Origin of the sequence: Streptomyces sp. P9-A2 (assembly GCF_036634175.1) — a bacterium.
GTDB classification, from domain to species: Bacteria; Actinomycetota; Actinomycetes; order Streptomycetales; family Streptomycetaceae; genus Streptomyces; species Streptomyces pratens.
On sequence record NZ_JAZIFX010000001.1, the window covers coordinates 1,330,879 to 1,350,487 of the forward strand.

Sequence of the window (19,609 nt, forward strand, 5' to 3'; positions counted from 1 at the left end):
GTCAACACTTCGAACGGCAAGATAGGGAGGAGACGGGAGCACGTCAATGGTGCGTGCGCGCCGGAGACGACGGGAGCGGGGCGGGATGGACGAGTTCTGGCCGGTACCGGACGCACTGGCCTACCTGAGGGGGAGCTGGCGGGTGACCCGGTCCGTGCGGGACCTCGCCAGTGGCGACCTGGGGCGGTTCGAGGGCACCACGCTTTTCGGCCCGCTGGAGAGCGGCGGGCTGCTGCACCGGGAATCCGGCACCTTCACCTGGCGGGACGTCCCCCGGCCCGCCGAACGCACTCTGCGCTTCCTGCCCGGCCCCGGCGGCGCGGTGGACGTGCGGTTCGCGGACGGCCGGCCGTTCCACGGCCTGGATCTCTCGGCGGGCCGGTACGTCGCCGACCACCCCTGCTCCGCGGACCTCTACCGGGGCGAGTTCACCGTCCGCGACGAGGACCGCTGGCGGACTGTCTGGCGGGTGCGCGGCCCCGCCAAGGACCTGGAGCTCGACACCGGCTACGTCCGCGTGAAGTGACGGCCCTCTCCACCAGGGCGGCGAACGGCTATATCCGCGTCGTCCGGGTGGAGACCCCTTCGATGCGCAGGCTCCAGCGGCCGGCCCGTCCGGTGACGCTCACTCGTGACAGCGAGCGGACGTCGATGTTCCAGTAGGTCGCGGGCGGCGCCTTCAGCGCGTACACCAGTGCGGCCCGGATCACGGACGGTTCGGCGACCGCGACGATCCGGCAGTCGTCCTCCGTCGGCCGGGTGTCGAGCCAGTTGCCGACACGGGTGATGAAGTCGAGGAGCGACTCCCCGCCGTGCGGGGTCGCTCGCGGGTCGGCGAGCCAGACGTCCACGGCCTCCGGCTCCCTGGCCATCGCCTCCCCCAGGGTCAGCCCGCGCCAGCGGCCCATGCCGCAGTCGCGCAGCGCGAGCTGGACCAGCGGGGTGTAGCCGAGTCCGTCACCGGTGGCGCGGCTGCGCGGATTCGGTGAGCAGTAGCGCAGATCGGCGGCGGCGAGCGGCAGCAGCTCACGGGCCACCCGCTGCACATCGCTCCACCCGGCGTGATCCAGTGGCCGGTCGTCCTCGAAACGCTCGGTCAGCCGCGAGAGGCTCCCCGCCGCGGCAACGAACGTGACCCGAAGTGCCATGCCGCGATGGTCAGTCCCTGAAGTGTGCAAATCAAGGGGTACGGCCATGGTGTTACCCGGAGTCCATCAGGTCGTCGGACAGGAGCCGGGACCTGCCGGACAAACCTGCCGGAAGCGCCGCCCCTTCATCCCGTCCGCCCCAGCGCCTCACCCCAGGCGGTACGCAGTCGCCGTACCCCCTCCGTGATCTCGCCGGTGCCCGCGACGGCCGCGAAGCTCAGCCGCAGGTGGGCGGCCGGGGGCTCGGCGCTGAAGTACGGACGGCCCGGGGTGACGGCGACGCCGGCGCGCAGGGCCGCCGCGGTCAGGGCGGACTCTCCCCCGGGGCCGAAGGCCCGGGAGGTGCCCCCGGTGCCGTCGGGCAGGCGCAGCCACAGGTGGTAACCGCCGGCCGGGATGTGCGGCAGGGCGATCTCGGGCAGCCGGAGCCGGAGCGCGGCGGTCATCGTGTCGCGGCGGGCTCTCAGTTCGGCGGAGACCGCCCGCAGGTGGCGCGGCCAGGCGGGCGAGCCGACGAGTTCCAGGGCGGCTTCCTGGAGGGGCCGGGGGACGAAGAAGGTGTCGACGATCTGGATGGCGCGCAGCCGCTCCAGCACCGGGCCGTGTGCGACGAGGGCGCTCACCCTGAAGCTCGGCGAGGTCGCCTTGGTGAGCGAGCAGACGTGGACGACGACGCCGTCGGGGTCGTCGGCGGCCAGCGGGCGGGGCAGAGGGCCCGCGTCCTCGTGGACCAGGCGCCGGACGAAGTCGTCCTCGACGACGAACGCGCCCGCCTCGCGCGCGATGCGCAGCACCTCGCCGCGCCGTTCGGGGGCGAGGACGGCGCCGGTGGGGTTCTGGAACAGGGGCTGGCAGACGAGGACCCGGGCGCCGGTGGCCCGGAAGGCGTCGGCGAGCAGCTCCGGCCGTACTCCGTCCGCGTCCACCGGCACGGGCACCGGGCGCAGCCCGGCGGCGCGGGCGACGGCCAGCATGCCGGGGTAGGTGGGCGACTCCACGAGGACGGGGGCGCCGGGCGGGGCGAGCGCGCGCAGGGCGGTGGTCAGCGCGGACTGGCCGCCCGCGGTGATCAGCACCCCCGCCGCGGTGACCGCGCCCCCGACGCTGCGTGCGAACCACTCGCGCAGCTCCACCAGTCCTTCCACGGGCGGCCTCCCCCAGGCTCCCGGCCGGCGCCCGGCCCGGGACAGGGCGGCCGCCATCGCGCGCTCCGGCTGCAGCGAGGGGTGCAGATAGCCGCCGTTGAACTCGATTACGCCGGGTGCCGGGGCGGCGAGCGAGGCCAGGACGCCGGAGGCGTCGACCGAACGCGGGACGAGGCCGGCGGTGCTGCCGGCGCTGAGCGCGACCTCCTGCCAGGAGGTGTCACCGGCCGCGGGGGTCGGGGGCGCGGACCGGGCGGCACGGAACGCGCCGGCACCGGGCCGGGTCACCACCAGCCCCTCGGCGGCCAGCTGGGCCAGCGCCCGCGAGACGGTCACAGGGCTCACCCGGAACCGCTCCACGAGCGCCCGGCTCGACGGGAGCTTTCCACCCGGCGAGTAGCGGTCCAGCTCTCGCCGCAGTCGATCCGCCAGTTCGGTGACGCTGCTACGCTCGTACATGAGAGCAGAGAGTAGCGCTACTGTGGCGGACCCGATAGCGGTTCCCGCTCACCGGGACCGCGTCGGCTTCGGCACCCCGCAGGCCGCCCTCGGCGTCATCGCCTTCTCGCTCACCTTCCCGGCCACCGCCTGGGGGCTGGAGGGATTCGGTCCCTGGTCCCTGGTGGCCGTGCGCTGCGTGCTGGCGGGGCTGATCGCGGGCGGCTGCCTGCTCGCGGCGGGGGCGCGGGCGAGGGACCTGGAGGCGGGGGCAGGGGCGCTGAAGGCGGGAGCGGAAGCCTCGGAGGCGGGAGCGGCAGGTGTCCCGGTGCGCTCCCGGAAGGGCCCGGCGCGGTGGCGCGGTGTGCCGCTGCCCGCCCGCCGGCACTGGCCGGGGCTCGCTGTGGTTGCCGCCGGGGTCGTCCTCGGGTTCCCGCTGCTGACCACGCTGGCCCTGCAGACGTCGACCACCGCGCACGCGGCCGTCGTGGTCGGCCTGCTCCCGCTCACCACCGCACTGTTCTCCGCCCTGCGCGTCGGCTCCCGCCCTTCGCGCACCTTCTGGGCGGCGGCCCTCGCGGGCGCCGCCGCGGTGGCGGTCTTCACGGTGCGGCAGAGCGGCGGCTCACTGACCACGGCCGATCTCTACCTCTTCGCGGCGCTGGTGGTGTGCGCGGCCGGGTACACGGAGGGCGGCAGGTTGGCCCGGGTGATGCCGGGTTGGCAGGTGATCGGCTGGGCGCTGGTGCTGTGCCTGCCGCTCGCCGTGCCGGCCGCCGCCCTCGCGCTGGCCGTCGAGCCGGTACGGCTGACCGCGCACAGCGTGGCCGGAGTGCTGTGGGTGGCGGCGGGCTCCCAGTTCCTGGGGCTGGTCGTCTGGTACCGGGGCATGGCGGCGATCGGCATCCCCCGGGCCAGTCAGCTCCAGCTCGCCCAGCCGCTGCTCACCCTGGCGTGGTCGGTGCTTCTCCTGGGCGAGCATCCGAGCGCGGCGGCACCGCTGACGGCGGCGGCGGTCCTGGTGTGCATCGCCGTCACCCAGCGAGCACGCGGCTGAGGCACTCCGCCGCGGGCACCGGGCCCGAAGTGCCGGGCCACCCGGCGGACGCCCTGCCGGGCGGCCCGCCCCGCCGTAGACTCGGAACCACGGACCGCTGCTCCCGCACATGGTGAGGAGATCCCTATGCGCGCAACCGAGGGCGACCAGCTTGTCCAGCACGGCAGGGTGGTCGGTCAGCACGACAAGGTCGCCGAGATCGTCGAGGTGCTGGGCCAGAAGGGCGATCCGCCCTACCGTGTCCGCTTCGAGGACGGGCACGAGGCCGTGTGCTCGCCAGGCCCCGATTCCGAGATCCGGCACAGGAACCGCTAGACCGGAGAACGGCCCTTCGACTCCTGGGCTCCCCCCGGCTCGTCAGGCTCCCCCGGCTCGTCAGGCCGGGGGGGCCTCTATGCTCTTCGTCAAGTCCGTGCTGTCGGTTTTGAGGGTTTTCATCCTGGTCATGCGGCGAGAGTGACGGAACGCCCGGGCGAGGTGATGTGCGCGCTGCTGGACGAGGTCCGCCGAACCGGGGGCGGCCCTCCCTCGTAGGAGGCGGGGCCGCCCCCCGGTCAGGCCGCGGCGGGGGTAGTCCGTGGCCGGGGCGCTGTGCGCCGTGGCCCGGAGGTTGTCCTGGAGTGCCGCCACCTTGGCGGTGGCGTAGGCGTGGGCGTCCGAGCCGAGCAGCAGCCGCAGCGGGCCCTTGCCCTCCCGTACCCGGCCGATGATCGCGGCGGCGCCCCGCACGGGGTCGCCGGACTGGCTGCCCTGGAGCTTCAGGTGGTCGGCGGTCATCTCGCGGATGGCCGGGTAGGCGTCCGTCGTCTCGGCCGGCAGTGCCAGCGAGTCCCGGGTGAGGAAGTCCGTACGGAAGTAGCCGGGCTCGACGAGGGTGACCTCGACCCCGAACTCGGCCATCTCGGCCTTCAGGGCCTCGCTCAGTCCTTCCAGCGCGAACTTCCCCGCGCAGTACAGCGCCCAGCCCGGCATCGCCGTCAGGCCGAGGATCGACGACACGTTCACCACGTGGCCGCCGCGCTGCTCCCGCAGGATGGGCAGGGTGGCGCGCAGGACGTTCCACACGCCTGTGACCTGGACGTCCAGCATGGCGCGGACCTCCCGGTCGCCGGTTTCCTCGACCGCGGCGAGGAAGCCGTATCCCGCGTTGTTCACCACGGCGTCCAGGCCGCCGAACCGCTCGGTCGTCCCGCGCACGGCCCGCCGCACCTGTGCCTCGTCCCGCAGGTCCACGGCGAGGGGGAGGAGACGCGAGGTGTCGGTGTCGTCACCGAGTGCCGCGAGGAGCCGCTCCGGCGACCGGGTCGTCGCGGTGACCTGATCGCCGCTCGCCAGCAGTTGCCGGACCAGTTCGAGTCCCAGACCGCGGGAGGTGCCGGTCACGAACCAGGTCGCGGGTCGTCCGGTGGGAGAAGTCATGATGATCCTCGGGGTGTGATCGTGTCGGTCGGATCGGCCTCAGGTGGCCCCTGATCGGCCTGACTCCAGCGTGCGCCGCGGTACGGCCCCGTGGGGCGCCATGTCGCGCCCTGCGGGGACGGGGAACGGGGAACCCAGGACGCGCAGGGCCAGTCAGGAACGCCGGACATGGGCGAAACTGTGCGTGTGGCTGAGACCAACCGTGAACTGGCGGACTTCCTGAGACGAGCCCGCAGCCAGGTCGACCCCTCGCGGGCCGGCCTCCCCCCGGACGGGCGTGTCCGCCGGGTGCCGGGGCTGCGCCGCGAGGAGGTGGCGCTCCTGGCCGGGGTGTCGAGCGACTACTACACCCGCCTGGAGCAGGGCCGGCGCATCACACCGTCGTCCGCGGTGATCGAGGCGGTCGGCCGCGCCCTGGAACTCGACGACGCCGGAAGGGCCCACCTCCGGGACCTGATCGGAGCGGCCGGAACACCGGCCCGCCGGTCTCCCCGCGGCGTGCAGCGGGTCCGTCCCGGCCTCTACCAGCTCCTCGACGCCCTGGACGGCGAGCCCGTGCTCGTCCTGGGCCGCCGTACCGACATCCTGGCCGCCAACCGTATGGCGCGCGCCCTGTTCGCCGACTTCGACCGGCTGCCGCCGCGCGAACGGAACTACGCCCGCTGGATGTTCCTCGACGACACCGCCCGCTCCCTGTTCGTGGACTGGGAGGAACAGGCGCGCACGGTGGTGGAGAGTCTGCGCCTCGAAGTGGGCCGCGACCCCGACGACCGGGCCACCGTCTCCCTCGTCGCCGGACTGCGGGAGCACAGCCGCGAGTTCGACCGGTGGTGGGAGCAGCACCGCGTCCACCGGCGCACCCACGGCTCCAAACGCCTCCGGCATCCGGTGGCCGGCGAACTGACGGTCCGGTACGAGACCCTCACCCTCCCCGGCGATCCCGACACGACCCTGTACATCTACTCCGCGGAGCCCGGTTCGGACGCGAAACGCGGACTGGACCTCCTGGCGAGCTGGTCTCTGACCGACTCCGCCGGCACCCCGGCCCGGGGGGCGACGGACTGACGCGTCGCCCCGGCCCGAAAGGGGCGGTGGGGGCGCGGGCCTGCGCCCCCGGTGGGTCATCGCTCCCTGCTCCGGGCCCGCGAGCCGGTCACTTCGCCTGGGCGAGCCGGACCGCGTCGGGACCGGCCGGGAACCGGAGTTGCCCGGTCGTGTCGTGGACGGCCCGCCACACCGTCTCGGCCACGTCCCGCTCCTGTGTGAACTCGTCCTGCCCGGTGAAGCCCTCCCGCCCGGAGGCCCGTCGTGACCCGCCCCAGCACCCGGCCCCGGGTCCGTGCGAACGCCTCCGCCGCCACGCTCCGCACGGACGGCCGGGGGAACGGGCGGCAGCCTGACCCCCGTCGCTCCGGACGTGACCGACAGCGCCCGGTTCGTGGTGTCGTTCGTCCGGACCGGACTGGACCGCTTCGGCCGGGTCGACGTCCTCGTCAGCACCTCGGGTCCGAACACCGCCCCACATCTGTGGGCTCGCTCCCGCTCACTGTGCTGATCAAGGAGCTCGGCAAGCAGGGCACAGGAGCCATCGATCCCTCTACCGCTGCCGTACCGCTGCCGTCCGCCATCAGGGCGCCTTCGCCGGCCGCTGGTAGTGATCGGCGACCACGCGAGCCATCGCGCCGATCCGGTCCACGGCCACCTCCTTCGCGGCGAAGAAGACGTGCCCGCGCGCCTGCGGGTAGGACGTCGCGAGCGTGAGGTGTCGGGACAGCTCGGCCGGGTCCTGCCAGGCGGCGGGCTGCGCCGGGTCGCCCGCCTTGTAGAGCGCCTCCCCCACGTACAGCTGCGTCCCGGAGCCCTCCACGACCGCGGACCACCAGGGCAGCAGCTTCGCGTAGTCGGCGGCGGCGAAGCCGATACTCCAGTAGAGCTGCGGACAGATGTAGTCGATCCAGTTCTCCCTCACCCATCGGCGGGTGTCCGCGTGCAGGTCGTCGTACGTCTGCACGCCCGCCCGGGTGTCCGAGCCGAGGGGATCGGTCGCCGCGTTGCGCCAGACCCCGAAGGGGCTGATGCCGAAGCGGGTGCCGGGACGGATCTCCTGGATCCGGGCCGCCGTCTCGCGCACCAGGCGGTCGATGTTGTCCCGTCGCCAGGCCGCCCGGTCGGGGAAGGCACCGCCGTGGGTGTCGTAGGCGGTGTCGTCGTCGAAGGTCTGTTCCGCCACGGGGTACGGGTAGAAGTAGTCGTCGAAGTGGACCGCGTCCACGGGATAGCGGCGCACCGCGTCGAGCATCGCGTCCTGGACGAAGGCGCGGACCTCGGGCAGGCCGGGGTTGTAGTAGAGCTTCCCGCCGTACGGGACCACCCAGCCGGGGTTCTCCCGGACCGGGTGCGTGGCGGCGAGCCGGGTGGGGTCGGTGTGCGCGGCGACCCGGTACGGGTTGAACCAGGCGTGCAGTTCCAGGCCGCGGGCGTGGGCCTCGGTGACGGCGGTGCCGAGCGGGTCCCAGCCGGGGTCCACGCCCTGGGTGCCGGTGAGGCAGGCGGACCAGGGTTCGTACGGGGACGGCCACAGGGCGTCGGCCGTGGGCCGCACCTGGAAGATCACGGTGTTGAGCCGGTTGCGGACGGCCGCGTCGAGGTGGGCGATCAGCTCGGCCCGCTGCGCGGCGGCACTCAGCCCCGGGCGGGACGGCCAGTCCCGGTTGGCCACGGTCGCCAGCCACACGCCCCGCATCTCGCCGGTGGCCGCGCCCCGGCCTCCCGCCCCGCCCGACGGCCCGGGCGTCGGCCGTCCCGGGACGGCCGACGCGGTCGTCATCATCGTCACCGCCGACAGCGCCGCCGCCGCGAACGCCCTGCGCGACACTCGTCCCATTTCACACCTGTCACAAAAGCCGCGATCCGCCCGGCCGCGGACCGCTCCGGGACCCAGGATGCCCGACCCCCGCGATCGATCATCGATACTTCCGGGTAACGTGCACGGACGGAACAGGCGGCCGGAACCCGGTGGTCCTGCCAGGAGTCGTAGACAGCGCAGGCCAGAAGGACCCGAGCCGCGCCCAGGAAGCGAAAGGGACGATGTGACCGACATCGAACGCGTCGGAGTGGTGGGCTGCGGCCAGATGGGCGCGGGGATCGCCGAGGTGTGCGCCCGAGCAGGACTGGACGTGCGGGTCGCCGAGACCACCGGCGAGGCCCTGGAGATCGGCCGCACCCGGCTGTTCAACTCCCTGACCAAGGCGGCCGAGCGCGGCAAGATCACGGCGGAGGAGCTGGAGGCCACCCAGGCCCGGCTGAGCTTCACCACGGACCTGGGCGAGTTCGCCGACCGCGACCTGGTGATCGAGGCCGTCGTCGAGAACGAGCAGGTCAAGACGGAGATCTTCCAGGTGCTCGACCAGGTGGTGACGCGGCCGGACGCGATCCTGGCCTCCAACACCTCCTCGATCCCGCTGGTGAAGCTGGCGGTCGCCACCTCGCGGCCGGACCACGTCATCGGCATCCACTTCTTCAACCCGGCCCCCGTGCAGAAGCTGGTCGAGCTGATCCCGGCGCTGACCACCTCCGAGGGCACGATCAGCCGGGCGCAGCTCTTCGCCGAGAAGGTGCTGGGCAAGCACGCGATCCACGCCCAGGACCGTTCCGGGTTCGTGGTGAACGCGCTGCTGATCCCGTACCTGCTCTCCGCGATCCGGATGTTCGAGTCGGGCATCGCCAGCCGTGAGGACATCGACAACGGCATGGAGATGGGCTGCGCCCACCCGATGGGCCCGCTGAAGCTGTCCGACCTGATCGGCCTGGACACGGTGGCCTCGGTCGCGTACTCGATGTACGAGGAGTACAAGGAGCCGTTGTACGCCGCTCCCCCGCTGCTGCAGCGGATGGTCGACGCGGGGCGTCTGGGCCGCAAGAGCGGCTCGGGCTTCTACAGCTACGGCTGAGGCGGTCACCCGCGACGGGGGACCGACGGACCGTCGCGTTCACCGACCGTCGCGTTCCGGCCGCGCGCATGGGCCCGGCACCCCTGAACCGCGAAGGGTGCCGGGCCCGCGGCGTTCACACGCCGTGTGCGCTCCGGGCCCGCATATGCCTTCCGCACACTCTTACTCCGCGCCCACCAGGGGAGTTGACTCGAACTCCGCAGACACGGAGCAAGAAAAACAGCGGAGAGGAGCGGACTTGTGACCGCCGATCCCGAACAGCCCGCCGTCCAGGGTGAGGTCGCGGAGTTACGGCGCCGCCTCGATGTGGCATACGCCCGCGTCGAGGGCGGCCTGGCACTGCTCAGCCATCGCACCGAGGAGGCGGCCAGGGAACTGGACGAGCTGAACACCCGGATCGTCACCCTGGAACACGCACGCTGGCCGCTCCAGGCGGTCGCGGCCGTCACGGCCGTGGGCGCGCTCGCCGTGGCAGCCTGGCAGGCGTTCGGCCACTGACGCACACACCCGGGCCGGACGGCCGACGGCTGCGGCGGAGGGGTCAGGGCATGGCGTCCTGTCCCAGCCTGAGGTGGTGCAGCAGGAGTAACGCGGCCGCCATGTTCGCGGCCGGGACCTCGCCTCGGGCGACCAGGTCGGGCACCACCTTGAGCGGGACCCACTCCCGGCGGTCCGACTCGAAGTCGTCCACCGGGTGCCCGAGGTACTCGCCCTCGTCGGCCCAGTAGATGTGGTGCCGGGCGTCGGTGAGCCCGTTGGACGGCTCCACGCTCATGAGATGGCGCAGGGGTCCCGGCCGCCAGCCGGTCTCCTCCTCCAGCTCCCTGGCCGCCGCCCGGACGATGTCCTCACCGTCCTCGACGACTCCGGCGGCGAGTTCCCACCCCCAGCTGTCGGTGATGAAACGGTGGCGCCACAGGAGGAGTACCTCGTTGGCCTCGTTCACCACCGTGGCCACGGCGACGGGCCGTAGCCGGATGAGGAAGTGGTCGAGATGCCGGCCGTCCGGCAGCTCGACATCCGCGAGATTGACACTGAACCAGCGATTCGCATACACGGTGCGCTCGTTCTCGTTCACCCATTGCACGGTTATGCCACCTTTCATTCGACAGGTGGCAATATCGCAGCAGCAAGGGGTCCGGCAGCAGGCGCACAGAAGGCCGTCGGCGGCGCAACGGACGGCGTGGCACGGCGCACGGCACACAGCGTACGGCGCACGGCGCGGGCATCCGGAGGGGGGAACGCCCTTCCTCTCCACCTCCGCCGCGTCGCAGCGCCTACAACGGTACGCGCAGTGCCCCGTCGATGAGTTCGGCCGCCTCGGCGGAACCCTCACAGCCGTTGCGCACCAGATGCCCGCGCACGGCCCGGAGTCTGTCGCGCAGCCGCTGCGACTCCATTCCCCGGGCCTGCTCGGCCATCTGCACGGCGATGGCGACCGCGTTGTCGGCGTTGCCCTGCCGCAGTTCGACGGTGCTCAGCATGGCGAGGCGGTGCACCCGGCCCCGGTCGTGCGCGGGGTTGTCGACGGCGGCGGCCGCGTGCTCACCCGCCGCCGCCAGCTCACCGAGGCTGAGCAGGGCCTCCGCCACCTGTACGTTGACCAGGCCGGGCTGGACATAGCCGGTCTCCTCGGGTTCGTGGCCGCGCCGGATGCGCTCGGCGGCCTGTTCGGCACGCCGGATGCAGGACAGCGCGCCGGAGCCGTCGCCGAGGTGCGCGTACGCCTTGGCCTGCATCGCGTACAGGTCGGAGGCGAGCGCCGGGGTGATGTGCTTGCCGACGGTACGGAGCGCGGCCTCCGCGAAGGCGACGGCCTGCCGGTACTCCCGCGTGAACAGCGACTGGTTGACGAGGAGCGCGATCACATACGCGCCGAGTCCCCGGTCCCCACTGGCCTTTGCCAGCCGGAGCGCCTGGTGGAAGTAGCGCTGGGCGAGGCCGTGGGCGTCGGAGTCGTACGCGCAGATCCCCGCGACGGCCACCAGCCCTCCGGTGGCCCGGTGCAGTTGGCGGCCCACGGCGTCGGTGTAGCCGCCCCGGAGCAGGGGCGCGGCCTCGGCGTTGAGGAAGCCGACGATGCGGTCACGGGTCGCGACGCCGCCGGCCTTGCGGTACATCTGCTCGTAGTGGCTGCGGGCGACGCGCAGCATGTCCAGGTCCCCCGAGGTGACCCGGTGGCGGCCGCCGCGCGAGACGTCGACGTCCTCGGGCGGGTTCTCCCACTCCCAGACGGGCATCACGGCGGGGGTGCCGGTGACCGCGGGCGCGCCCAGTATGTGCGGGCGTCGCTGCTGGTCGGAGCGCCACAGCGCGGTGGCCCGCTCGACGAAGCCGGAGAGCGTGCCGGTGTGCGGGGCGGAGGGTTCGCCGGGGACGCCGAGGCCGATGTCGTCGAGGGTGACCGGGCGGTGCAGCCGGCCCGCCAGCACCTCGCAGATCAGGTCGGGCACCTGGCCCCGGGGCCGCTGCCCCTTCAACCAGCGTGCCACGGCGGTGTGTTCGTATCTGAGGGACAGACCGCGCGCCCGGCCGGCCTGGTTGACGTGCGCGGCCAGGCCCGCGTGCGAGATACCGGCCTCGTCCAGGACCGCGTCGAGGAGAGTGTTGGGCTGCATGAGGCCCCCCGGGGGATCGGTGCCGACAGAGTAGTGGCTGGGCGTTCACACGGGGTGCGAACGGAGTGCTCGCATCCGCAGGGTGTGCGCGCTGTTGCGGAGAGTTGCCGACGGGTTGACTGAGGTGCCTCGAAAGAGGCCGGCCGGGCCGCCGGCTCCCCCTCCTACAGTGCGGCGGCCCGCTTCCATGCCGTCCGCCCGGCTGCCTGCCCGACACTCCGTGGCGGGGCGGACGGCGCCGCCGGCCCCGGCGATCCCTCCGGGCGCCCGGGTCACGCCGGGTGCTGCAGCGGGTTCGCCGGGGAAAGGTCCGTCGTGCCGGACCGCGCGGTGCCCCCCGGCCCCGAAGGGGCTCGGGGGGACGGGCGCTCGTTCCTGAGGATCAGCAGGGCGACGTCGTCCTTGGGCGGGCCACCGGTGTGGTGGACCAGCGCCGTGAGGACCGTCCGCAGGACGGCCTGCGGTGTGGGCGGGGCCTCGCGGGCGGCCGAGGCCAGCACCTCGGGCAGCGGAAAGAAGCGGCCGGCGGCGTCCCGTGCGTCCTCGGCGCCGTCCGTGTGCAGGACGAGCGTGTCGCCGGGCAACAGCGGGGCGCAGGCGATGACGGGGAGTTCGGCGGGCAGCGGGAACGGGCCGAGCGGCGGGAGCGGGTCCGTGCGGGCGAGCGGTTCGGCCCGTGGACCGCTCAGCAGATGGGGCCAGGGATGCCCGCAGTTCAGGGCTCGCGTCTCCCCGCCGGGGAGGATCTCGAGCAGCAGGACGGTGACGAACTCCTCGGCGGTCCGGAAGGCGTGGCCGGTCCCCGCCGAGAGGCGCTCGGCACGTGCCCGCTCCCGCAGGTGCCGGTCCATCGCCCGCTCCAGCCGGCGCAGGACTCCTGCCAGGTCGGGCTCCTCGTGCACGGCCTCACGGAAGCCGGCGAGAACGGCACTGACGGTGGGTGCGGCTCCGAGCCCGTGTCCGCGGACGTCGCCGATGACCGCCCGTACGCCGTACTCGGTGGCGACCACCTCGTACAGATCGCCGCCGATCCGGGCGCCCCGGTCGGCGGACAGTTGGACGGCCGCGACGGCCAGCCCGTCGACGCGGGGAGGCGGCCGCATGCGCTGCGCGGTACGGGTGATCGTGCGACTGCGCCGCACCTCCCGCAGCAGGCTCCGCCCGACGTGCAGGGCCAGTCCGGTACCGAGAGCGCCGAGGACCGTGGGCGGCAGTCCGCAGGCGAGGGCTCGGCGCAGCAGCGGGCAGTGGTCGGGTCGCCAGGGGGCGCTCGGCCCCCGTGAGCTGGTCCTGGACCGCCCTGCGCGGGGCGCCCCACCCGTGAAGCGGATCATGCCGATGGCCCCCCATTTTGGCCCTGCCAGTACAGACCGGCCTCGAGAGACCGGTCCGATTCTGTCGACCGGATCACCCGATCCGGACGTATCGCCCGGAAATGTCACCCGAACGAGTGAGGTAACCGAAGGGAACGGATGTGCGTGGGGCGCATACGTCCCTGTGGGACGACCGAACCTTGTCCGGCTTCGCGAAGGCCTCCACCACCCACAGCCACAGACCGCGGGCCCTGCTCGCGGTACCCCTGGGGCCCCGCGGCCGCCCGGCGGATCTCCGGCGTGATCCGCCGGGCGGCCGTGGTCCCCGCAAGCGCGCGGGGACCGGGTGTCCGGCCACGGCACGAACGAGCCGTGCGCGGCGGACACCCGGTCCCCGAAGAACGCCGTGGGCCCCGAGGAGTCCTCCGGGCCCGGAGGGCGTCAGCCCCTCAGGGTCGCCCCGGTGCGCTCGCCCGCGAGGGCGACCGCCGATTCGCGGGCCGCGGACGCCTCGTCGACCGTCAGCGTGCGGTCGGGCGCGCGGAACCGCAGCGCGTACGCCAGGGACTTGCGGCCCTCGCCCAGCTGCTCGGCGTTCTCGTACACGTCGAACAGGCGGAGGGACTCCAGCAGTTCACCGGCGCCCTCGCGCAGGGCCGCCTCGACGTCCGCGGCCGGCACGGAGCCGTCGACGACCAGGGCGACGTCCTGCGTGGCGACCGGGAAGGTGGAGATGCCCGGCGCCTGCGGGGTGCCTTCGCCTGCCTGCTCCAGCGCGTCCAGGTCGAGCTCCATCGCGCAGGTGCGCGCGGGCAGACCCAGGTTCTTCACCACGCGCGGGTGCAGCTCACCCGCGTGGCCGACGACGCGCTCGGTGCCGTCGACGGTGACCGCCAGTTCGGCACAGCGGCCCGGGTGCCACGGGCCGTACTGGCCTTGGCGGACGACGAGTTCGGCGCCCGCCTCGGCGGCGACGCCGCGGGCGGCCTCGATCGCGTCGGCCCAGTCGGCCGGACGGCCCGCGCCCCACCAGCCGGCCTGTTCGCGGGCGCCGGCCAGAACGACGGCGACGTGCCGCGGCTGGTCCGGGAGCGCCGCGTCGAGCCCGGCGAGCTCCTCGTCGGTGGGCCGCCGGTCCACGGGCAGGCGGACGGCGGCCCGCTGCTCCTCGCGCGGCTTGAAGACCAGGCCGGTCTCGAACAGCGCGAGGTCGTGACTGCCTCGTCCGTCGTTGCGCCGCAGCGCGCCGAGCAGGCCCGGCAGCAGCGAGGTGCGCAGCGCGGGCTCCTCGTCGTTGAGCGGGTTGGTCAGCTTCACCACCCGGCGGGCCGGGTCGTCCGCGTCCAGGCCGAGCTGGTCGAAGATCTGCTCGCCGACGAACGGGTAGTTCGGCGCCTCGACGTATCCGGCGCCGGCCAGGGCCCGGCCGGTCCGGCGGTGCAGCCGCTGCCGGGAGGTCAGCCCGCGTCCGGCGGGCGGCCGGGGCAGGGTGACGGGCAGGTTCTCGTAGCCCTCGAGCCTGATGACCTCTTCGGCCAGGTCGTTCGGATCGGTGAGGTCGGGCCGCCAGGACGGCACGGTGACGATCAGCTCGTCCTGGCCGTAGACGTCGCAGCCGACCTGCTGGAGGCGGCGTACGACGGTCTCCCGGCCGTAGGCGACACCGGCGACCTTGTCCGGGTGGTCGGCCGGGATGGTGAGGGTGTGCGGCGCGGACGGGGCGGTGAACTCGGTGACCCCGGCCTCGGCCGTACCGCCGGCGAGCAGCACCAGCAGGTCGACGGTGCGCTGCGCGGCAGCGGCGGCTGCCTGCGGGTCGACGCCGCGCTCGAAGCGCCGGGACGCCTCGGAGGACAGCTTGTGCCGGCGGGCCGTACGGGCGATCGGCACCGGGTCGAAGTGCGCGGCCTCGATGACGACCTCGGAGGTCGCCCGGCCGAGGGTGGGGGTCCCCCCGGTCGAGTCTGTTCGAGACTGGGGGAGGTCGGCGATCTCGGTGTCGGCGCCGCCCATGACACCGGCGAGCCCGATCGGGCCGCGCTCGTCGGTGATCACCAGGTCCTCGGCGTCGAGGGTGCGCTGCACCCCGTCGAGGGTGGTGAGCTTCTCGCCCTGCTCGGCCCGGCGCACGCCGATGGTGCCCTGGACCAGGGAGCGGTCGTAGGCGTGCAGCGGCTGGCCGAGCTCCAGCATCACGTAGTTGGTGACGTCGACGGCCAGGGAGACCGGGCGCATGCCGGCCTTCTGCAGCCGGCGGGTGAGCCAGATCGGGGAGCGTGCGTCGGGGCTGAGTCCGGTCACCGTGCGGGCGGTGAAGCGGTCGCAGCCCAGAGGGTCGGAGACCTTGACCGGGTAGCCGAAGGCGTTCGGGCCGGGGACGTCGAGCAGGGCCGGGTCGCGCAGCGGCAGCCCGTAGGCGGTGGCGGTCTCGCGGGCCACGCCGCGCATCGACAGGCAGTAGCCGCGGTCCGGGGTGACGGCGATGTCGAGGACCTCGTCGACCAGTTCCAGCAGCTCGACGGCGTCCTTGCCGACCTCTGTCTCCGGCGGCAGCACGATGATTCCCCTGGTGCCGTCGTCGCCCATGCCCAGCTCGTCGCTGGAGCAGATCATGCCGTGCGAGACCTTGCCGTAGGTCTTGCGGGCGGCGATCGCGAAGCCACCGGGCAGGACCGCGCCGGGGAGCACCACGACGACCTTGTCGCCGGCCGCGAAGTTGCGGGCGCCGCAGACGATCTCCTGTGGCTCACCGGTGCCGTTGGCCTGCCCGACGTCGACGGTGCAGAAGCGGATCGGCTTCTTGAAGCCCTCCAGCTCCTCGATGGTCAGCACCCGGCCGACGACCAGGGGGCCCTTGAGGTCGGCACCGAGGTGCTCGACGCTCTCGACCTCGAGGCCGGCCGAAATCAGCTTGGCCTGCACGTCGCGGCCGGTCTCGGTGGCCGGCAGGTCGACGTACTCCCGCAGCCAGGAAAGCGGGACCCGCATCAGATCTCCATCCCGAACGGCCGGGTGAACCGGACGTCACCCTCGACCATGTCTCGCATGTCCTCGACGTTGTGGCGGAACATCAGCATCCGCTCGATGCCGAACCCGAAGGCGAAGCCGCTGTACTTCTCCGGGTCGACGCCGCAGGCGGTCAGCACCCGCGGGTTGACCATGCCGCAGCCGCCGAGCTCGATCCAGCCCTCGGACGAGCAGGTGCGGCAGGGGCGGTCGGGGTTGCCGACGGACTCGCCCTTGCAGACGTAGCAGAGCATGTCCATCTCGGCGCTCGGCTCGGTGAAGGGGAAGAAGTTCGGCCGCAGCCTGGTCTTCATGCCCTCGCCGAACAGCGACTGCACCATGTGGTCCAGGGTGCCCTTGAGGTCCGCCATGGTGAGGCCCTCGTCCACGGCGAGGAGTTCCACCTGGTGGAAGACGGGGGTGTGGGTCGCGTCCAGCTCGTCGGTGCGGTAGACACGGCCGGGGCAGATCACGTAGACCGGCAGCTCGCGGCCGAGCAGGGAGCGGATCTGCACGGGCGAGGTATGGGTGCGCAGCACGACGCCGGACTCGGTGCCGCCCTGGGGGCCCTGCACGAAGAAGGTGTCGGCCTCGCCGCGGGCCGGGTGGTCCGGGCCGATGTTGAGGGCGTCGAAGTTGAACCACTCGGCTTCGACCTGGGGGCCCTCGGCGACCTCGTAGCCCATGGCCACGAAGATGTCCTCGATGCGCTCGGACAGCGTGGTCAGCGGGTGCCGGGCGCCGGACGGTACGCGGTCGTGGGGCAGGGTGACGTCGACCGCCTCCTCCACCAGGACCCGGGTGTCCCGCTCGGCCTCCAGTTCGCTCTGGCGGCCGACGAGGGCCTTGTTCACCGCGCCGCGCGCCTGGCCCACGCGCTTGCCCGCGTCGGCCTTGGCGTGCGGGGGCAGGGCGCCGATCTCGCGGTTGGCAAGGGCCAGCGGCGAGGCGGGGCCGGTGTGGGCGATCTTGGCCTCGTGGAGGGCGTCGAGGGAGTCCGCGGCGGCGAAGGCGGCGAACGCCTCGTCCCGCATGCGCTCGATCTCTTCCGGTTTCAACGCCTCGACCTCGACAGGGTCGTACGACTTATTGGGTGCCGACATCTCTTCCCGTACTTCCGATTGGCTGGCTGATGGTCCCCGTCACCGGCTCGTGGCCGAAGCGTCTCCGTCTGTGGGACACAAAGGTGCCAGAGGCCGAGTCTAACGGGGTGAGGGACCGTGAATGCGCCCGTGGGGCCCCGGGCGCGCGCTAGCTGAGATACGCGGGGGCCGCCACGGGCAACGTAAATCGGAGTTGCGCACCACCGCCGGGGGCGCGGCCGACCGTGATGGTGCCGCCGTGGACCTCGACGATGCCCTTGACGATGTACAGCCCGAGGCCGGTGCCGCCGCGCTTGCTGCCCCGCCAGAAGCGGGTGAAGACGCGGTTCATGGACTCCTCCGGGATGCCGGGACCCTCGTCGCTCACGGTGACCGACGTGGCCGCGTGCTCGCCGTTCTCCCGGTCTCGGGGGGACGCCGAGGGCGTGATGTCGATGGTGACGGTTCCCTCGCCGTGGCGCACCGCATTTTCCAGCAGGTTGCTCAGCACCTGGTCGACCTTGTCGGGGTCGGCCCACAGATCGGGCAGGGGATGCTGGATCCGCAGCAGGAACCGGTCGGCGGGCTGTCCGGCGGCGACGTACGCCTGGATGTGCCGTCCGACGGCGGCTCCGATGTCGACGGGCTGGCGGCGCAGTTCGAGGCGCCCGGAGTCGATGCGGGAGATGTCGAGGAGTTCGGCGATGAGCCGGGTGACCCGGTCGGCGTCGGCGTCGACGGTCTCCAGCATCAGCCGCTTCTGCTCGTCGGTGAACCGCTCCCACTTGGCGAGCAGGGTGGCGGTGAAGCCCTTGACAGAGGTGAGCGGGGAGCGCAGTTCGTGGGCGACGATGGCGATCAGTTCGGCGTGGTTGCGTTCGGTGCGGCGCCGGGCCTCGGTGTCGCGCAGCGACACGACGACGCGGTGGACCGGTCCGGTGGGCCGGGTGCGGACGTAGCGCGCGGAGACGAGGACCTCCCGGCCGCCGGGCAGCAGCAGGTTGCGCTCGGGCTGGCCCACCCGGATGGCGAGGCCGCCGTAGGGGTCTGTGAGCTGCCACCAGCGCCGGCCTTCCAGGTCCTCCAACGGCAGCGCCTCGTCGAGCCGTCGGCCGAGGGCACGCTCGGCGGGGACCGCGGCGATGCGGGCCGCGGCGGCGTTGAAGCAGATCACCCTGCCGTGCTCGTCGGCGACGACGAGGCCGTCGGGCAGCTGGTCGGGGTCGATGCCGAGTTCGGCGGGGCCGGCGGACCGGGGCGCGGGCGGGCGCGCCGCCCGAGGTGCTCCCGGTGCGCTGCTCGTGCCGACGGTCATCCCCGTGTCCCACCTCTCCGTACTTCCTCGGGGTGCCCCGCGCTCGGGCGGGATGCCCCGGTCCGGCCGGAGCCGGGGAGCCTGGGGCACGGCCGAGAGCTGGGGAGGGTCCCCGGGCAGGTCACCTTACTGGCTCTCGGTGACGGAGCGGCACCCTCCGACGGCGCGCTGTGCCCGCGCCGACGCGTAGAGACATACGGCGGCGGCGGTGGCGAGGTTCAGACTTTCGGCCTTTCCGTGAATCGGAACACGCACGACGGCGTCGGTGAGCGCCCGGGTCTCCTCGGGAAGTCCCCATGCCTCGTTGCCGAAGATCCAGGCGGTGGGCCCGCCCATGGTGCCGTGGTCGAGTTCGTCGTCGAGGTCTCGGTCGCCGGCGCCGTCCGCGGCGAGGACCCGTACGCCGGTGTCCCGCAGCGCGGCCACGGCGTGCTCGACGGGGACACCCACGGCGACGGGCAGGTGGAACAGCGATCCGACGGAGGCGCGTACGGCCTTGGGGTTGTACAGGTCGACGGAGGCGTCGGTCAGGACGACGGCCTCGGCGCCGGCGGCGTCGGCGCACCGCAGGACGGTGCCGGCGTTGCCGGGGTCGCGTACGTGGGCGAGGACGGCGACGAGCCGGGGGCGGGCGGCGAGGATCTCCTCGAAGGGGGTGTCGAGGAAGCGGCACACGCCGACGAGGCCCTGCGGGGTGACGGTGGTGGAGATGTCGGCGACGACCTGCTCGTCGGCGAGGTGGACGCGGGCGCCGGCGTCCCGGGCGGCGCCGATGATGTCCGCGTACCGCTCGGCGGCCTCCGGGGTGGCGAACAGTTCGACGAGGGTGGCGGCGCCGGTGCCCCGGTGAGCGGCGGTGCCCCGGTGAACGGCGGCCTCCCGTACGGCCTGCGGTCCTTCGGCGAGGAACAGTCGCTCCTTGCCCCGGAAGTTCCGTTTGGCCAGCCGCCGCGCGGCGGACACGCGGGGCGAGCGGGAGGAGATCGACTCGGGGGTGGCGGGGGGCATTCGGTTCACTTTCGCTCTCGGCTTCCGCGGCGGCTCCCGCGCGGTGCCACGGAAGCTTCCGCACAGACTACGGACCCGCAGGCAGCGCCTGCGGGTCCGTTGGATCACGC

Annotated in this window: 18 protein-coding genes; 7 read left to right on the forward strand and 11 right to left on the reverse strand. The window is 73.2% G+C overall.

The annotated features are described in order from the left end of the window. Positions 1 to 85: 85 nt before the first annotated feature. Positions 86 to 526 carry a DUF6314 family protein gene (locus V4Y04_RS05985; RefSeq protein ID WP_332426249.1) on the forward strand — a complete coding sequence of 147 codons (441 nt, stop codon included), beginning with the start codon at positions 86 to 88 and terminating at the stop codon, positions 524 to 526. A 28-nt stretch (positions 527 to 554) separates the two neighbouring features. Here the strand turns inward: V4Y04_RS05985 and V4Y04_RS05990 are convergent, their stop codons facing one another. Both V4Y04_RS05990 and V4Y04_RS05995 read right to left on the reverse strand, forming a co-directional pair. After that, the gene (locus tag V4Y04_RS05990) at positions 555 to 1,148 is read right to left on the reverse strand and encodes a histidine phosphatase family protein (protein ID WP_332426250.1); all 594 of its coding nucleotides are present in this window, start codon (positions 1,146 to 1,148) and stop codon (positions 555 to 557) included. A 125-nt stretch (positions 1,149 to 1,273) separates the two neighbouring features. Next, entirely contained in the window at positions 1,274 to 2,752 is a 1,479-nt protein-coding gene (locus V4Y04_RS05995) for an aminotransferase-like domain-containing protein (RefSeq protein WP_332426251.1), read from the reverse strand. Between V4Y04_RS05995 and V4Y04_RS06000 the strand changes: the two genes are divergently transcribed. Next, positions 2,751 to 3,788, forward strand: coding sequence for a DMT family transporter (locus V4Y04_RS06000; RefSeq protein ID WP_332426252.1), 1,038 nt, complete (start codon positions 2,751 to 2,753; stop codon positions 3,786 to 3,788). The genes V4Y04_RS05995 and V4Y04_RS06000 overlap by 2 nt on opposite strands. Before the next feature lie 126 nt (positions 3,789 to 3,914). Next, positions 3,915 to 4,103, forward strand: a complete 189-nt coding sequence (locus tag V4Y04_RS06005) for a DUF1918 domain-containing protein (RefSeq protein WP_332426253.1) — start codon at positions 3,915 to 3,917, stop codon at positions 4,101 to 4,103. A 60-nt stretch (positions 4,104 to 4,163) separates the two neighbouring features. On the opposite strand, the gene V4Y04_RS06010 is transcribed toward V4Y04_RS06005, so the two are convergent. Then, on the reverse strand, positions 4,164 to 5,207 hold the full coding sequence (locus V4Y04_RS06010; protein WP_332426254.1) for an SDR family oxidoreductase: 1,044 nt from the start codon (positions 5,205 to 5,207) through the stop codon (positions 4,164 to 4,166). Positions 5,208 to 5,393: 186 nt separating this feature from the next. On the opposite strand from V4Y04_RS06010, the gene V4Y04_RS06015 reads away from it, so the two are divergent. After that, positions 5,394 to 6,272 carry a helix-turn-helix transcriptional regulator gene (locus V4Y04_RS06015; protein WP_332426255.1) on the forward strand — a complete coding sequence of 293 codons (879 nt, stop codon included), beginning with the start codon at positions 5,394 to 5,396 and terminating at the stop codon, positions 6,270 to 6,272. A gap of 352 nt (positions 6,273 to 6,624) precedes the next feature. Next, complete coding sequence (locus tag V4Y04_RS06025) at positions 6,625 to 6,762, forward strand: hypothetical protein (protein WP_332433151.1); 138 nt, start codon at positions 6,625 to 6,627, stop codon at positions 6,760 to 6,762. A 72-nt stretch (positions 6,763 to 6,834) separates the two neighbouring features. Here the strand turns inward: V4Y04_RS06025 and V4Y04_RS06030 are convergent, their stop codons facing one another. Further along, positions 6,835 to 8,091: a glycoside hydrolase family 10 protein gene (locus V4Y04_RS06030; protein WP_332426256.1), complete on the reverse strand. Its 1,257-nt coding sequence runs from the start codon at positions 8,089 to 8,091 to the stop codon at positions 6,835 to 6,837. Between the two features lie 205 nt (positions 8,092 to 8,296). On the opposite strand from V4Y04_RS06030, the gene V4Y04_RS06035 reads away from it, so the two are divergent. Continuing rightward, positions 8,297 to 9,157, forward strand: coding sequence for a 3-hydroxybutyryl-CoA dehydrogenase (locus V4Y04_RS06035; RefSeq protein ID WP_055604692.1), 861 nt, complete (start codon positions 8,297 to 8,299; stop codon positions 9,155 to 9,157). Positions 9,158 to 9,397: 240 nt separating this feature from the next. Beyond that, complete coding sequence (locus tag V4Y04_RS06040; protein ID WP_332426257.1) at positions 9,398 to 9,655, forward strand: hypothetical protein; 258 nt, start codon at positions 9,398 to 9,400, stop codon at positions 9,653 to 9,655. A gap of 43 nt (positions 9,656 to 9,698) precedes the next feature. On the opposite strand, the gene V4Y04_RS06045 is transcribed toward V4Y04_RS06040, so the two are convergent. From V4Y04_RS06045 to V4Y04_RS06075, 7 genes are all read right to left on the reverse strand, one after another. Next, positions 9,699 to 10,262 carry an NUDIX hydrolase gene (locus V4Y04_RS06045; RefSeq protein WP_443079955.1) on the reverse strand — a complete coding sequence of 188 codons (564 nt, stop codon included), beginning with the start codon at positions 10,260 to 10,262 and terminating at the stop codon, positions 9,699 to 9,701. Positions 10,263 to 10,434: 172 nt separating this feature from the next. Beyond that, positions 10,435 to 11,775, reverse strand: coding sequence for a transcriptional regulator (locus tag V4Y04_RS06050; protein WP_332426259.1), 1,341 nt, complete (start codon positions 11,773 to 11,775; stop codon positions 10,435 to 10,437). A gap of 272 nt (positions 11,776 to 12,047) precedes the next feature. Beyond that, entirely contained in the window at positions 12,048 to 13,109 is a 1,062-nt protein-coding gene (locus V4Y04_RS06055) for a PP2C family protein-serine/threonine phosphatase (RefSeq protein WP_332426260.1), read from the reverse strand. Between the two features lie 420 nt (positions 13,110 to 13,529). Continuing rightward, positions 13,530 to 16,076 carry a phenylalanine--tRNA ligase subunit beta gene (gene pheT / locus V4Y04_RS06060; RefSeq protein ID WP_332426261.1) on the reverse strand — a complete coding sequence of 849 codons (2,547 nt, stop codon included), beginning with the start codon at positions 16,074 to 16,076 and terminating at the stop codon, positions 13,530 to 13,532. Further along, on the reverse strand, positions 16,076 to 17,197 hold the full coding sequence (gene pheS, locus V4Y04_RS06065) for a phenylalanine--tRNA ligase subunit alpha (protein WP_332426262.1): 1,122 nt from the start codon (positions 17,195 to 17,197) through the stop codon (positions 16,076 to 16,078). Before pheS ends, pheT begins: the two co-directional genes overlap by 1 nt. Before the next feature lie 148 nt (positions 17,198 to 17,345). After that, complete coding sequence (locus V4Y04_RS06070) at positions 17,346 to 18,491, reverse strand: sensor histidine kinase (RefSeq protein ID WP_332426263.1); 1,146 nt, start codon at positions 18,489 to 18,491, stop codon at positions 17,346 to 17,348. Between the two features lie 126 nt (positions 18,492 to 18,617). Further along, entirely contained in the window at positions 18,618 to 19,499 is an 882-nt protein-coding gene (locus tag V4Y04_RS06075) for a TrmH family RNA methyltransferase (protein ID WP_332426264.1), read from the reverse strand. Between the last annotated feature and the right edge of the window lie 110 nt (positions 19,500 to 19,609).